This window comes from Amycolatopsis palatopharyngis (assembly GCF_003385185.1).
GTDB lineage: Bacteria > Actinomycetota > Actinomycetes > Mycobacteriales > Pseudonocardiaceae > Amycolatopsis > Amycolatopsis palatopharyngis.
Genome location: NZ_PQHZ01000069.1, coordinates 1 through 12,788 on the forward strand (window position 1 = coordinate 1; position 12,788 = coordinate 12,788).

Annotated in this window: 16 protein-coding genes and 1 tRNA gene; 4 read left to right on the top strand and 13 right to left on the bottom strand. The window is 67.8% G+C overall.

Annotated elements, in window-relative coordinates; translation table 11 throughout:
• The 3 genes from D0C15_RS30725 to rplJ form a co-directional block, all read right to left on the bottom strand.
• The coding region (locus tag D0C15_RS30725) for an ATP-binding cassette domain-containing protein (protein ID WP_116051581.1) at positions 1-295 on the bottom strand (295 nt) is incomplete at its 3' end.
• 323 nt (positions 296-618) lie between these two features.
• Positions 619-1,005 carry a 50S ribosomal protein L7/L12 gene (gene rplL / locus D0C15_RS30730; RefSeq protein ID WP_116051582.1) on the bottom strand — a complete coding sequence of 129 codons (387 nt, stop codon included), beginning with the start codon at positions 1,003-1,005 and terminating at the stop codon, positions 619-621.
• Positions 1,006-1,053: 48 nt separating this feature from the next.
• Entirely contained in the window at positions 1,054-1,605 is a 552-nt protein-coding gene (gene rplJ / locus D0C15_RS30735) for a 50S ribosomal protein L10 (protein ID WP_116051583.1), read from the bottom strand.
• A 342-nt stretch (positions 1,606-1,947) separates the two neighbouring features.
• Here rplJ and D0C15_RS30740 point away from each other — a divergent pair, with 342 nt between their 5' ends.
• Positions 1,948-2,895, top strand: a complete 948-nt coding sequence (locus D0C15_RS30740) for a hypothetical protein (protein WP_116051584.1) — start codon at positions 1,948-1,950, stop codon at positions 2,893-2,895.
• A gap of 14 nt (positions 2,896-2,909) precedes the next feature.
• On the opposite strand, the gene D0C15_RS30745 is transcribed toward D0C15_RS30740, so the two are convergent.
• The 6 genes from D0C15_RS30745 to D0C15_RS30770 all read right to left on the bottom strand — a co-directional run bounded on the left by D0C15_RS30745 (position 2,910) and on the right by D0C15_RS30770 (position 6,810).
• Positions 2,910-3,677, bottom strand: coding sequence for an alpha/beta fold hydrolase (locus D0C15_RS30745; protein WP_116051585.1), 768 nt, complete (start codon positions 3,675-3,677; stop codon positions 2,910-2,912).
• 110 nt (positions 3,678-3,787) lie between these two features.
• Positions 3,788-4,504 (bottom strand): 50S ribosomal protein L1, encoded by a 717-nt coding sequence (gene rplA, locus D0C15_RS30750; protein ID WP_116051586.1) that lies wholly within the window; start codon positions 4,502-4,504, stop codon positions 3,788-3,790.
• Positions 4,505-4,716: 212 nt separating this feature from the next.
• Positions 4,717-5,148 carry a 50S ribosomal protein L11 gene (rplK, locus tag D0C15_RS30755; protein ID WP_091671015.1) on the bottom strand — a complete coding sequence of 144 codons (432 nt, stop codon included), beginning with the start codon at positions 5,146-5,148 and terminating at the stop codon, positions 4,717-4,719.
• Positions 5,149-5,225: 77 nt separating this feature from the next.
• Entirely contained in the window at positions 5,226-6,131 is a 906-nt protein-coding gene (gene nusG, locus D0C15_RS30760; protein ID WP_116051587.1) for a transcription termination/antitermination protein NusG, read from the bottom strand.
• Positions 6,132-6,216: 85 nt separating this feature from the next.
• Complete coding sequence (gene secE, locus D0C15_RS30765) at positions 6,217-6,681, bottom strand: preprotein translocase subunit SecE (protein ID WP_116051588.1); 465 nt, start codon at positions 6,679-6,681, stop codon at positions 6,217-6,219.
• 56 nt (positions 6,682-6,737) lie between these two features.
• A tRNA-Trp gene (locus D0C15_RS30770) sits at positions 6,738-6,810 on the bottom strand.
• 242 nt (positions 6,811-7,052) lie between these two features.
• Between D0C15_RS30770 and D0C15_RS30775 the strand changes: the two genes are divergently transcribed.
• Genes D0C15_RS30775 through D0C15_RS30785 form a run of 3 tightly spaced genes read left to right on the top strand, consistent with a single transcriptional unit; the run spans position 7,053 to position 10,232 of the window.
• On the top strand, positions 7,053-8,285 hold the full coding sequence (locus D0C15_RS30775; protein ID WP_116051604.1) for a pyridoxal phosphate-dependent aminotransferase: 1,233 nt from the start codon (positions 7,053-7,055) through the stop codon (positions 8,283-8,285).
• Between the two features lie 8 nt (positions 8,286-8,293).
• A complete protein-coding gene (locus tag D0C15_RS30780) occupies positions 8,294-9,274 on the top strand; it encodes a DUF1648 domain-containing protein (RefSeq protein ID WP_116051589.1) in 981 nt (326 codons plus the stop codon).
• A gap of 4 nt (positions 9,275-9,278) precedes the next feature.
• The gene (locus D0C15_RS30785; protein WP_116051590.1) at positions 9,279-10,232 is read left to right on the top strand and encodes an SGNH/GDSL hydrolase family protein; all 954 of its coding nucleotides are present in this window, start codon (positions 9,279-9,281) and stop codon (positions 10,230-10,232) included.
• A 6-nt stretch (positions 10,233-10,238) separates the two neighbouring features.
• On the opposite strand, the gene D0C15_RS30790 is transcribed toward D0C15_RS30785, so the two are convergent.
• From D0C15_RS30790 to rpmG, 4 genes are all read right to left on the bottom strand, one after another.
• Positions 10,239-10,655 (bottom strand): MaoC family dehydratase, encoded by a 417-nt coding sequence (locus tag D0C15_RS30790; protein ID WP_116051591.1) that lies wholly within the window; start codon positions 10,653-10,655, stop codon positions 10,239-10,241.
• Between the two features lies 1 nt (position 10,656).
• Positions 10,657-11,106 (bottom strand): MaoC family dehydratase N-terminal domain-containing protein, encoded by a 450-nt coding sequence (locus D0C15_RS30795; RefSeq protein ID WP_116051592.1) that lies wholly within the window; start codon positions 11,104-11,106, stop codon positions 10,657-10,659.
• Between the two features lie 85 nt (positions 11,107-11,191).
• Positions 11,192-12,316 (bottom strand): S1 family peptidase, encoded by a 1,125-nt coding sequence (locus tag D0C15_RS30800; protein ID WP_116051593.1) that lies wholly within the window; start codon positions 12,314-12,316, stop codon positions 11,192-11,194.
• A gap of 282 nt (positions 12,317-12,598) precedes the next feature.
• Positions 12,599-12,763 carry a 50S ribosomal protein L33 gene (gene rpmG / locus D0C15_RS30805; protein WP_091505072.1) on the bottom strand — a complete coding sequence of 55 codons (165 nt, stop codon included), beginning with the start codon at positions 12,761-12,763 and terminating at the stop codon, positions 12,599-12,601.
• Between the last annotated feature and the right edge of the window lie 25 nt (positions 12,764-12,788).

The window sequence follows — 12,788 nt, forward strand, 5'->3', positions numbered from 1 at the left end:
ACAAATTCATCGACCCGAACAACGCGCCGTCCTGAAACAGCACCCCGAACAACTTCCGGGTCTCATACAGCTTGCTCTCCGAACAAGTGACGATGTCCACACCGTTGATCACACAACGGCCCCGATCAGGCTTGAGCAGACCGATCATCGACTTCAGAAAGACAGACTTTCCCGTTCCCGACGGACCCAGCATCACCGACACCTCACCCGGAGGCAGCGTCAGCGTCACGTCCCGCCAGATGGCCTGCTTACCGAAGGACTTGGTCAAGCCCTCGATGACCACCTCGGCACCCATCGCACCTCCCGGAGCAACGTCGTCTTCTTCTCGCCTCACTCGCCGGCTGGCTATACGCCATTCGGTGCCGTACCCGTCGCACGCGTCGTCGCGCGGCGAAACCCGCGTCAAACAGGTGCAACGAGTTGAGTGCGCACAGGTTACTCATCAGTTTTCCCGTAATCACCAACCGAGGAGTCCGGTGTCGTGGCCACCTGACCCACTCGGTCGGTGGCAGCACCGTAGCCCACCGGTACCGGAATCGCCGCACTACTACCCGGTGTCGAACCCGGACATGCGAAAGGGCGGGCACCCGAATGGGTACCCGCCCTTTGCGCGTGGTGTTACTTGATGGAGATCTTGGCGCCTGCGGCCTCGAGCTTCTCCTTGGCGGCCTCGGCGGCCTCCTTGTCGACCTTCTCGAGGAGCGGCTTGGGAGCGCCCTCGACCATCTCCTTGGCCTCCTTGAGACCAAGACCGGAGACGACCTCGCGGACGACCTTGATGACCTGGATCTTCTTGTCGCCGGCACCCTCGAGGATGACGTCGAACTCGTCCTGCTCCTCAACGGCCTCGGCGGGGGCGCCTGCGGCGGCCGGGGCGGCCACGGCGGCCGGGGCGGCAGCGGTGACGTCGAAGGTCTCCTCGAACTGCTTCACGAACTCGGAGAGCTCGAGCAGCGTGAGCTCCTTGAAGGCGTCGAGCAGTTCGTCAGTGCTGAGCTTCGCCATGATGGCGTTCCTCTCTAATCACGACCTCGCGGTCAGGGGTTTGTCAGTTCAGCTCTCGGCTGGTGCTTCGGCCGCGTCGGTCGATTCGGCCTTGCGCTTGTCCTCCAGTGCGGCCGCCATCCGGGCAACCTGGGACGCCGGCGCCTGGAACAGCGCGGCGGCCTGGGACAGCTTCGCCTTGAAGGCGCCCGCTGCCTTGGACAGCAGGACCTCACGGGACTCGAGATCCGCGATCTTCTGGATCTCTTCGACGCTGACCGGGCGGCCATCCATGTAGCCGCCCTTGATGACCAGGGCCCCGTTGGTCTTCGCGAAGGCCTTCAGCGCCTTCGCGGCCTCCACCGGCTCACCCTCGACGAAGGTGATCGCGGTCGGACCGACGAAGAGGTCGTCGAGACCCTCGATGCCTGCGTCCTCGGCGGCACGCTTGACAAGGGTGTTCTTCGCGACCCGGTACTTGGCACTGGAGCCGAGAGCGCGGCGCAGCTCACTGAGCTGGGACACGGAGAGGCCGGTGTACTCGGTGACTACGGTTGCCGAGCTGGTGCGGAACCGGTCCGCAATCTCGGCGACGGCCGCCACCTTGTCGGGCTTCGCCATGGTCGCCTCCTCTCTTGGCTGGTGACTGCAGAGTCGACCGTGGCCGTCCCCGGACCCCTGAAACGACAAAACGCCCCAGCGCAGCAGGCGCGGGGCGTCAATGGCACGCGCGACGAATCGCGCGGCTGGCCTCGTTCCTCCTGCGCGGGCCGCCCGTCAGTACGGGGCCTTCGTCCTCTCCACCAGGTGATGGCGAGGAAACCAGCGGTCTTCGGTAGAACCGTCGACAAGAATACCCCGCCGCCCTTTCGCCCGTCCCGGCACCCCCGCCGAAGTGCAGTTAGCGGGCTGAGTGCACTTTCCGGGCGGCGGGCTGCCACCGACCGTGCCCATGCGGGCATCATGGGTCACGTGGCGGAGCGCAACGGAGACCAGCGGCCTGGCCCGGACGAGCAGCAGCCCGGGACGGCCATCGAGCCTGCTCGACCCGGGCAGCCCGCGCACCCTGCGCAGCCGGTACAGCCACCGAACCAGGAGCAGCCGCCGCAAGAACCGGCGGAGCTCGACGCCGAGCAGTTGCGCCAGTTCCAGCAGTTTCAGCAGTTCCAGGACTTCCTGCGCTACAGCGAGGCGCAGCAACAGGGCGGCGGCGAGTTGACGCCACGCCCGACGCAGCAACCCGCGCCGCCACATCCGCAGGCAGGTCCGCCCGCTCCCCCTGGATCGCCACCCCAACTGGCGCCCGTCGCACCACAGGAGCCACCGCGCCGCCCCAAGCTGCCGCGCTGGCTGCGTCGTCTCGGCGTCAAGGTGCTCGGGTGGGTGATCGTCCTCATCATTCTCGCGCTCGCGGTGAACTGGGCGTACGACCATCTTTTCGGCACCGGTGACGAGGACCTACCCGCCTCGATGACCGGCGGTGGCACGTACAAGACGAACGATCTGCTGTCGGATCTGCCGTATGAGGCGGTCCGGCAGGTCTACGACGCCATCGCCCAGGAGGACCCGCGCACCGGCGAGCCGCCGGTGCCCGCGGCATGCGGACGGTTCGCGGAGGCGGTCCGGCAGACGTTCGCCGCGAACCTGGGCTACGCGGACTGCCGGCAGGCCGTGCTCGCACTGCACACCGAAGTCACCGACATCAACGACTACGCCGAATCGATCCCGTCGACCGTCTCCGAGCCGGTGACCGGCGAGACGGTCCGGATCGACTCCTGCGACTTCGAGGTCGCGGGCGGGCCCGCCCTCGGTGTCTTCACCGTGAGCCAGGTGGAACTCGGCCAGTGGCTCATCACCGGCCACGAGCAAGGCCCGCGCAAATGCCCCGCCCCGACCAGCACCTCCCGGTGAGTGCCTTTAGCGGGCTAAAGGCACTCACCGGCGAAGGTGACCAGTGTGCGGGAGAACTCGGGGGCCATCACTGCTGTCAGGTGGTCGCCGGGGATCAGTTGCAGGCGGGCGTCGGGCAGGGCCGCGACCAGTCGTTCCGGCTCGGTTGCCAGTGGGTCGGTGTCGCCTGCGAGCACCAGCACCGGGACGCGGATGCTGCCGAGATCCACGACCTGCGCCTGGATCGCCGACGCCACGGCCGCCAGTGCTTTGCGGTCCGCACCGAGGCTGTCGGCCAGCGCACGGAACACAGCGCCTGCTGCCGGCACCGTAGCGGGATCGTCAGCCAGCAGTGCGGTGCTGATGGCCTCCCTGGTGACGACCCTGGTATCGATCCCACCGCAGTCGACCACCCCCGAACCGACCCCGCCGATCGCCAGCCTGCGCACCCGTGAGTCCCTGCCCGCCACCGCGAGCGCGATCACCGCGCCCATCGAGTAGCCGACCAGCGAGACCTCCTTCAGCCCGAGCTCGTCGAAGAGGGCCTGAACGTCCCTGGCCATCGTGTCCTCGCCGTAGCTGGCCTCGTCGTGCGGCTTGGCCGAGCGTCCGTGCCCGCGCGCATCCAGCGAGATCACCGTCAGCCCGGCCGCACGCAGAGCCTTCACCACGCCAGGGCCCATCCAGTTCGCGTTGGTGTCCGCGGCGAAACCGTGCTGCAGCACCACGGGCGGCGCGTCGCTCGTACCTTCCCAAACCGAGTAATTGAGCGTGAGTTCGTCGAACGAGGCGAATGTCGGCATGGGGTGATCCTCGCCCACTCCGCCGCTCCCGCGGTCCGGTAAGTGAGGTACGACAAAAAAGACGGCCCCGCGAAAGTTCGCGGGGCCGTCTTCGGTGTTTCGGACTCGGACTAGCTCGCGTCCTCGGCGAGCAGGTCACGGGTGCGCGACGGGTCGACCTGGATACCCGGGCCCATCGTCGTCGAGAAGGTGATCTTCTTCAGGAACCGGCCCTTCGCGGCGGACGGCTTCGCCCGCAGGACCTCGTCCAGCGCGGCCGCGTAGTTCTCCACCAGCTTCTCGGTGTCGAACGAGGCCTTGCCGATAACGAGGTGCAGGTTGGCCTGCTTGTCGACGCGGAAGCTGATCTTACCGCCCTTGATGTCGGCGACTGCCTTGCCGACCGCGGGGGTCACGGTTCCGGTCTTCGGGTTCGGCATCAGCCCACGCGGGCCGAGGATGCGGGCGATCCGCCCAACCTTCGCCATCTGGTCCGGCGTCGCGATCGCGGCGTCGAAGTCGAGCCAGCCACCCTGGATGCGCTCGATCAACTCATCGGTACCGACCGCGTCCGCGCCGGCGGCCTCAGCCTCGGCGGCCTTGTCGCCAGTGGCGAAGACGATGACACGGACGGTCTTACCGGTGCCGTGCGGCAGGCTCACGGTGCCGCGGACCATCTGATCAGCCTTGCGTGGGTCCACTCCGAGGCGCATGGCGACCTCGACGGTGGCGTCCATCTTGACCTTGGAAGATTCCTTGGCGAGCTTCGCGGCCTCGAGCGGCGCATAAAGGCGCTCGCGGTCGATCAGCTCGGCGGCCTGACGGTAGGCCTTGCTGCGCTTGGTCATGCTCTGTCCCTAACTTAGAAATGGATCAGGTGTGGTTGGGGGCCAGCGCCTGGCCCTCCCACGGAAACCTCTGCGGCATCGTTCTCGCCACAGCGGTGCGGATCAGCTCACTCGACCGTGTTCAATCTGGCCGTACTCGCTGCGCTCCGTGCGGCCAGCAAAGTCTCGCTCGCTTGTTCGGTTCAGCACGGATGGCACCATCACGAGCCAGCTCACTCGACCGTGATGCCCATCGAGCGGGCGGTGCCCGCGATGATCTTGGCGGCCTGGTCGACGTCGTGCGCGTTGAGGTCGCTCTTCTTCGTCTCGGCGATCTCCTTGACCTGGTCCCAGGTGACCTTGGCGACCTTGGTCTTGTGCGGCTCGCCAGAGCCCTTCTCGACCCCAGCGGCCTTCAGCAGCAGCTTCGCCGCGGGCGGGGTCTTGAGCTTGAAGTCGAACGAACGGTCCTCGTACACGGAGATCTCGACCGGCACCACGTTGCCACGCTGCGACTCGGTCGCGGCGTTGTAGGCCTTGCAGAACTCCATGATGTTGACGCCGTGCTGACCCAGTGCGGGGCCGACCGGCGGAGCCGGGTTGGCGGCACCCGCCTGAATCTGCAGCTTGATGATCGCTGCAAGCTTCTTCTTCTTGGGTGGCATTTCTGTGTGTCCTTCTAACTATCGCGTTTCCCGCGAACCTGCCAGTACCGCGGAAACTGCCGGCCCTGTCCGGGCCGTCAGATCTTGGAGACCTGGTTGAACGACAGCTCGACCGGAGTCTCCCGGCCGAAGATCGACACCAGGACCTTCAGCTTCTGCCCATCCGCGTTGACCTCGCTGATCGTGGCGGGCAGTGTCGCGAACGGACCATCCATGACGGTGACCGACTCGCCGACCTCGAAGTCCACCTCGACCGCGGGCCCGCCGAGCGCGCCCCCGCCCTGCTCCTGCTCACCCTTGCCGGCCTTGGCCGGAGCGGCCTTCTCGACCTGGGGAGCGAGGAACTTCAACACCTCGTCGATGCTCAGCGGTGACGGCCGCGAGGTGGCGCCCACGAACCCGGTGACACCCGGCGTGTTGCGTACCGCGCTCCAGGACGCGTCGTTGAGATCCATCCGGACCAGGATGTAGCCGGGCAGCACCTTGCGCTGCACCTGCTTGCGCTGGCCGTTCTTGATCTCGGTGACCTCCTCGGTGGGCACCTCGATCTGGAAGATGAAGTCCTCGACGTCCAGCGTCTGGGTACGGGTTTCGAGGTTGGTCTTGACCTTGTTCTCGTACCCCGCGTAGGAGTGCACGACGTACCAGTCGCCGGGTGCCGCACGCAGGTCGGCGCGCAGCTTCTCGACCGGGTCCACCTCGACCTCGGGCTCGGCCGGCTCTTCAGCAGCGGGCGTGTCAGCAGTGTCGGTGTCGTCCGCAGTGCCGGTGTCGTCAGCGTCGTCAGCGCCGTCAGCGGTTGTGCTGTCGGCGTTCTCGGAGGTCTCGGCGTCCTCACCGACCTGCGCTTCCTCGGCGCGGTCATCGGCCACGTCGACGGGCTCGGTGTGCTCGGAGCTTTCCTCGCTCACGGCTGCGGACACCTGCTCGTCGGAAAGGCCGGTCAGGTCCTGACCGGCTCCTGAGCCGTTCTCGGAGGTCACTTTCCGTCCTCTCAATTGATCACGTTTCGGGTACGCGGCGGTTTCACCACTACCTACGGCCGCACTCCCGGGTGGCGCTGGCGGCTCAGTCGCCGAACACCAGGGCCACGACCTCGTTGAAGCCGAGGTCGAGCAGGAACACCAGCCCCACCATGAAGATCACGAAGATCAGCACCGCGGTGGTGTAGGTGACCATCTGCTTGCGGTTCGGCCAGATGACCTTGCGCAGCTCGGCCCAGACCTCACGAAGGAAGCGGCTCAGCCGCCGGAACAGCGAAGGCTGCTTCGTGTCCTGACGGTCGCGCTTCGGTGTCAGTCGTTCCTTGCCTGCCGACGCCGATGACGCCGCCGCACCAGCCTTGTCGGCCCGGCTCGCCCGTCCCGCCGCCGAAGACTTGCCCTTCGGTGCGGAACGCTTCGCATCATCCCCGGCATCCGCCCCGGCGCCCTTGCGCGCGGAGGCGCGGCGCGCACGCCGAGCCGCGGCGGTGTCCGGACGGGAAGGGCCCTCTGGGTCCTTCTCCTGGTCCTTCTCGCCGTCCTCGCTCACGGGCTACTCCTCGCTATCAACCACGCGTCGTCCGGAATTCACCTGTTCCACCTACGCAGGGGTGACAGGACTTGAACCTGCAACCTGCGGTTTTGGAGACCGCTGCTCTGCCAATTGAGCTACACCCCTTCGAGCGGCATCACGTGCGAAACCGCTCATCAGGACGCCTTCCGCCCTCCCCGCAGCCGAGCGGGGCAGGCTGTCATGCGTTCCAAGTTCGGCAGTCTACGGCAAGCCGTACCGACACCCGCAACCGCGCCTCCAACAGACCCGACGAAAGGTCCGCTCCGCCCGTCCGCCGAGGCTCGGCGAGACGCGGCGTCCCGGTCCCCGGCATGGCGTTTGACATCGAGCATGAAAACATGGGACGCATGGCTACCACCGGAAGTCCTGTCAGCAGCCCTGCCTCTCGTGTCTCGGCGCGGATCGCCGCGATCAACCCCTCGGCCACGCTCGCCGTGGATGCCAAGGCGAAGGAGCTCAAGGCACAGGGCAGGCCGGTCATCGGGTTCGGCGCGGGCCAGCCCGACTTCCCCACCCCCGACTACGTGGTCGAGGCCGCCGCGGCCGCGGTGCGCGATCGGGCCAACCACGGCTACACCGCGGCGGCGGGTCTGCCCGAGCTCAGGGAGGCGCTGGCGGCGAAGACCCTGCGCGACTCCGGCTACGAGGTCGACCCCGCCCAGATCCTGGTGACCAACGGCGGCAAGCAGGCCGTGTACTCGGCCTTCGCGACGCTGCTCGACCCGGGCGACGAGGTGCTCCTGCTCGCGCCGTACTGGACCACGTATCCCGAGTCGATCACCTTGGCCGGCGGCGTGCCCGTGCAGGTGACCGCCGACGAGTCGACCGGCTACCTGACCACGGTCGAGCAGCTCGAGGCGGCGCGCACCGAGCGCACCAAGGTCCTGCTGTTCAACTCGCCGTCCAACCCGACCGGCGCCGTCTACCCACGGGAGCAGGTGGAGGCGATTGGCCGCTGGGCACTTGAGCACGGCATCTGGGTCGTGACCGACGAGATCTACGAACACCTGGTCTACGACGGCGCCGAGGCCGAGTCGATGCCGGTCGTCGTGCCGGAACTGGCGGACACCACGCTGGTGCTCAACGGTGTGGCCAAGACCTACTCGATGACGGGCTGGCGGGTCGGCTGGATCATCGGCCCGAAGGATGTCATCAAGGCCGCCTCGAGCTACCAGTCCCACCTGTGCGGCAACGTGTCGAACGTGGCCCAGCGTGCCGCCCTCGCAGCCGTGGCCGGACCGCTGGACGCCGTCGAGGAGATGCGTGCCGCCTTCGACGCGCGGCGCAAGCTCATCGTCTCGATGCTGTCGGACATCCCCGGAGTCGAATGCCCGACCCCGCAGGGCGCCTTCTACGCGTACCCGTCGGTCAAGGGCGTGCTCGGCAAGGAGATCCGCGGCGAGCGACCGGCCAACACCCTGGAGCTGGCGGACCTGATCCTGCGCGAGGCCGAGGTTGCTGTCGTGCCTGGTGAGGCTTTCGGCACCCCCGGGTACTTCCGGTTCTCCTACGCCCTCGCCGAGCAGGACCTCGTCGAAGGTGTCAACCGGGTAGCGGCACTGCTTTCCGAGGCGAAGTAGCCAGAATCGTGCCGGTACACCGAAGCGCACTCCGGCTCCTGCTGACCACGCTCGGTGTGCCCGCACTCGCGATCGCGGGCGCCTGGCTCGCCATGTGGGGCCTCGCGGACAGGGTGCCTGACCCCATCGCCGTGCACTGGGGGGTCGACGGCCCCGACCGCTCCGCTGGCCTCGCCGGGTTCGCCGCGACGACGCTGGGCATCAGTGCGGCCGTGGCCCTGATCGGTACCGGGCTCGCCTTGGCCGCCCACTACCGCGGCACCGGGCCCGCCAGGGCGGCCGTCGCGCTGCACGCCGGCGCCGCCTGCTTCCCTGCCGCGATACTCGTCGGCACGCTGCTCGGAAACCTGAATCTGGCGGACTGGCAGCAGGCGGCCGCTCCGGTCGGCGTGGTGGTCGTCCTGCTCGGAATGAGCGGAGCGGGTGCGGCGGTCGCCTTCCTGGTGGCCGAGCCCGCCCGTCAGGCACCGCCGTCCGCGGTGGCCGACGGGACGGCGGACATCGTCTGGAGCGGTGGGACGGTCAATCGCCTGCTCGTGTGGACCATGCTGCCGGTCCCGGTCGCCCTGGTCACCGTGGTGCTGGTCGGCGGCACCGCTGTCCCCGTGCCGCTCTACGTGATCGTGGCCGCGGTCGGCGTGCTCGCCGCGCTCGGCCTCGGCAGACTGCGCGCCCGGGTCGACCGTACGGGCGTGTCGGTGGAGATGGGGCTACTCCGCTGGCCTCGTGGGCACACCGCACTGGCGGACATCACCGGGGCCGAGGTGCGGACGCTGACCTTCTGGGGCGCGGGCGGAGTCGGTTACCGGGTGAACCCGGTCACCGGTGACCTCGCTTACAAGTTGCGCGGTGGGCCGGCCCTGTCCCTGACGTTGCGCACTGGTCGCAAGGTCTTCATCACCGTCGATGCCCCTGACGAGGCAGCGGCGGCGGTCAACGCACTACTGGGCGGCACATCGCAGACCGGCGCCGAATCAGCTAGGAACTGAAGGCATGACCAGAAGGAGAGCGGGCCTTGCCTTCGCCGCCGCGGTGCTGCTCGTCGCCGCGGTCGCCGGCGCGGGCTATCTGTGGCAGCAGAGCGGTCCCCCCGAGTCGCCGGGATCGGCGGGGGAATCCGTCCCGGCAGGATCCGCCACCACGGGCCAGTCCACGACCGGCGGCGGCAAGGGCCGCTACGTGGCGCTCGGAGACTCGTACACGTCGGCGCCGCAGATCGGTAGCTCGATCGGGCCGGCAGGCTGCCACCGCTCCGCGAACAACTACCCCCACCTCGTCGCGGAGGAGCTGGATCCGGCCGCCTTCGTCGACGTGAGCTGTGGTGGCGCGACAACGGCTCACCTCACCTCACCGCAGGACATCGGCCCGGCGACCCAGCCACCACAGCTCGACGCCCTCGCGCCAGACACCACGCTGGTGACTCTCGGCATCGGCGGCAACGACGTCGGCCTGGTCCAGCTCGCCTCCGAATGCGTGACCAGCGAGCGGTCCAGTGCACCCTGCCGGGACCGGCTCACCAGCGGTGGACTCGACCGCCTTGCCGAGGCCATCGAAAGCACGGAGACCAAGGTCAACGAGGCGTTGACCGAGATCCAGAACCGGGCTCCGCAGGCAAGGGTGCTGCTGGTCGGCTACCCCACCGTTCTGCCCGCACCCGGCGAGGGGTGCTGGCCTGAGCTGCCCATCGGCGCTCCCGACGTGGCGTACCTGCGCGACGCGTTGAACGCGCTGAACACGATGCTCGCCGAGCAGGCGGCCGCACGCGGAGCCGAGTTCGTCGACACCGCGACACCCACGCTCGGCCATGACATCTGCCGGCCGCAGAACATCCGCTGGGTGGAAGGCCTGACGAGCAACGCCAGCTCCGCGCCACTGCATCCCACCGCACGTGGGCAGCAGGCGATGGCGGAGGCGGTGCTGGCCGAACTCGACCTCCCTGGCGGGTGAGCGCGGTCAGCTCGGGCGAATGACCGCGTTGGCCTTGCCCAGCACGGTCCTGCCGTCGAACTTCGCGGTGATGTCGATCCGGGCTGTCCCGTCCGGGCGCAACTCGCCGACCTTGCCGGTGAACTCCACCAGCGCCCCGTTCTCGTCGTCGGGGACCGCTACGGGCCTGGTGAAGCGCGCACCGTAGGACACGAGTCTGCCGGGATCACCGAGCCAGTCGGTCACCAGCCTGCCACCGAGGGCCATGGTGAGCATCCCGTGTGCGATCACGTCCGGCAGCCCGACCTCCTTGGCGAACCGCTCGTTCCAGTGGATCGGATTGAAGTCCAGTGCGGCACCGGCGTATCGCACCAGCTGGTCGCGCGTGACGCGCACGGAAAGCGGTGGCAGTTCGTCACCTGGGTTGATGGTGGTCTCGGCCATGTCAGGCCCCCTCCCCTCGGACGACCAGCTGCGCGCGCGTGGTGCAGACGTGTGCACCCTCGCTGTCGGTGATCTCGGCGCGCACGGTCAGGAAGTCGTTGCCCGCACGGGCCATGATGTCCTCGATGTGGATGGTGAGTTCGAGGCGGTCACCGGCGTGTGCGGGCCGCGAGTGGGCGAACTGCTGCTGGCCGTGCACCATGCGCGAGTAGTCGAGGCCGAGTTCGGGGTCCGCGACGATGGCGTTGATCGCGGTGAGGTTGATGACGGTCAGAAACGTCGGGGGCGCGATCACGTCCGGGTAGCCCGCGGCCCGCGCCACCTCGGGGTCGCGGTAGAACTCACTGTCGTCGCCGATCGCATCGGCGAACTCGGCGATCTTCTCCCTGCTGACTTCGTAGCTGCCGACCGGCGGGTATGTCCGGCCCTCGAATGATGGATCCAGAGGCACCAGCGCAGATTACCCGGCGCCCGGCACCCCGATGGCCACCCTGGGGTCGGGTACCGCCCAGGATGGCCATCGGGACGTTCTCCGCTCAGTTCAGGCGGACACCGTAGGCGTTCAGCGCCTCCACGACGGGCTGGAAGAACGAGCTTCCACCGCCCATGCCGGAGGTGATGCCGAGGCCGGTGCTGCCAGCGAACATGCAGCCGCCGGAGTCACCCGAGTTGACGCTCGCCGAGGTCTGCACCAGCTGGTACACCGCGCCCTGCGAGTAGTTGACCGTCACGTTGGTGCGCTGCACGGTCCCGCAGGTGAGCCGAGTCGTGCTGCCGCTCTTGCAGATGTTCTGGCCCACGTAGGCGTTGGCCGCCGAGCTGATCCGCTGCGTGGAGCCGTTCCACAGCGTGACCGCGCCGGGTGCGCTGCCGGTGGTGTTGCGGATCAGGCCGTAGTCATTGCCGGGGAAGCTGGCCGCGACCGATGGACCGACGTTCCAGTTGGACACCGCGCCGGTGCAGTGACCCGCGTCGACGATGTAGTTCGTGCCGCCGGAGTTGGTGTTGAACCCGGCCGAGCAGCGGCTACCGCCACCGGTGATGGCCTCGCCGTTGTAGATGGCCTTGCTCATGCCACCCGCGACGTGCTCGACGCGGACGGAGTCACCCAGCCGGTTCGCGGTCGCCAGCAGGGTGCCGAGCGCCTTGCCCTTGGCCTGCTCGGCGACGGTGACCACGACCTGATTGGTCTGCACGTCGGTACCGATCGACGTGTGCGGGACCGCGGCGACTGCCTCGAGCGTGTCCTGGGCCGCGTCGAGCTGCTGTGCGGACCGGGAGACGATCTTCGCCGTCGCGCCAGCGCGGCCGGCCTCGGCTGCCGCCGCCTCGGTGAGGACGTTGACCACGGGCTTGCCCTGTGCGTCGAGGTAGCTTCCGGCCAGCTGCTGACCGAGCTGCTCGGTCACCGCGTCCAGCACCTTGACGCTGGTTTCCTGGTTACGGAGCACGTTCAGTGCGGCCGTCTCGGTGATGCCCTTGCTGGAGCTCATTGCCTCAACCGCGGCCTGCTGGACCTCGGTCGAATAGCCCTCGACACCGGCGGGCGCCGCGGCGACCGTTGGTGCGAGAAAGCCGAGCGCCGTAGCGCCGGCGACCGCGGCGATCGCGGAGCGGGTGACCTGTCGTCTACTCAGTAAACCGACAAACTTCTTACGCATACCGCCAACTCACTTTCGCAGGGGTTGACCGGCGACCCGCTCTAGAAGCAATGCGGCACGCCGATCACAGTGGGTTGTCCGGACACGATCTCTGTGACCGGTACCGGTGAAAACCGGCACACGACAGAGTGAAGTGTGTCACCTGCAGCCGGTAGGATCTTTCGTTGGTTTCGGGCTAGGGCAAGTTTATTTCCAACGAAAGTCGCATCGCTTGAACCCGGCACAGCACTGAGGCCGCCCCCGAGTACGGGGACGGCCTCAGTCAGATCTGGGGACTACGCGTCAGCGCGTCTCTTTGTGCACCCGGTGCGTACCGCAGTTCGGGCAGAACTTCTTCATCTCCAAGCGGTCCGGGTCGTTACGCCGGTTCTTCTTGGTGATGTAGTTGCGGTGCTTGCACTCCTCGCACGCCAGCGTGATCTTCGGTCGCACGTCGGTGGCAGCCACAGCAAAGCCTTTCTCTACACAACAG

Excerpts from the sequence above, each read along its gene's own strand:
- D0C15_RS30790 (WP_116051591.1), bottom strand. The coding sequence starts at position 10,655 with ATGGCCGAGACCACCATCAACCCAGGTGACGAACTGCCACCGCTTTCC.
- D0C15_RS30800 (WP_116051593.1), bottom strand. The coding sequence starts at position 12,316 with ATGCGTAAGAAGTTTGTCGGTTTACTGAGTAGACGACAGGTCACCCGC.
- rplL (WP_116051582.1), bottom strand. The coding sequence starts at position 1,005 with ATGGCGAAGCTCAGCACTGACGAACTGCTCGACGCCTTCAAGGAGCTC.
- D0C15_RS30745 (WP_116051585.1), bottom strand. The coding sequence starts at position 3,677 with ATGCCGACATTCGCCTCGTTCGACGAACTCACGCTCAATTACTCGGTT.
- rplJ (WP_116051583.1), bottom strand. The coding sequence starts at position 1,605 with ATGGCGAAGCCCGACAAGGTGGCGGCCGTCGCCGAGATTGCGGACCGG.
- rplA (WP_116051586.1), bottom strand. The coding sequence starts at position 4,504 with ATGACCAAGCGCAGCAAGGCCTACCGTCAGGCCGCCGAGCTGATCGAC.
- rplK (WP_091671015.1), bottom strand. The coding sequence starts at position 5,148 with ATGCCACCCAAGAAGAAGAAGCTTGCAGCGATCATCAAGCTGCAGATT.
- D0C15_RS30775 (WP_116051604.1), top strand. The coding sequence starts at position 7,053 with ATGGCTACCACCGGAAGTCCTGTCAGCAGCCCTGCCTCTCGTGTCTCG.
- D0C15_RS30740 (WP_116051584.1), top strand. The coding sequence starts at position 1,948 with ATGGGTCACGTGGCGGAGCGCAACGGAGACCAGCGGCCTGGCCCGGAC.
- D0C15_RS30785 (WP_116051590.1), top strand. The coding sequence starts at position 9,279 with ATGACCAGAAGGAGAGCGGGCCTTGCCTTCGCCGCCGCGGTGCTGCTC.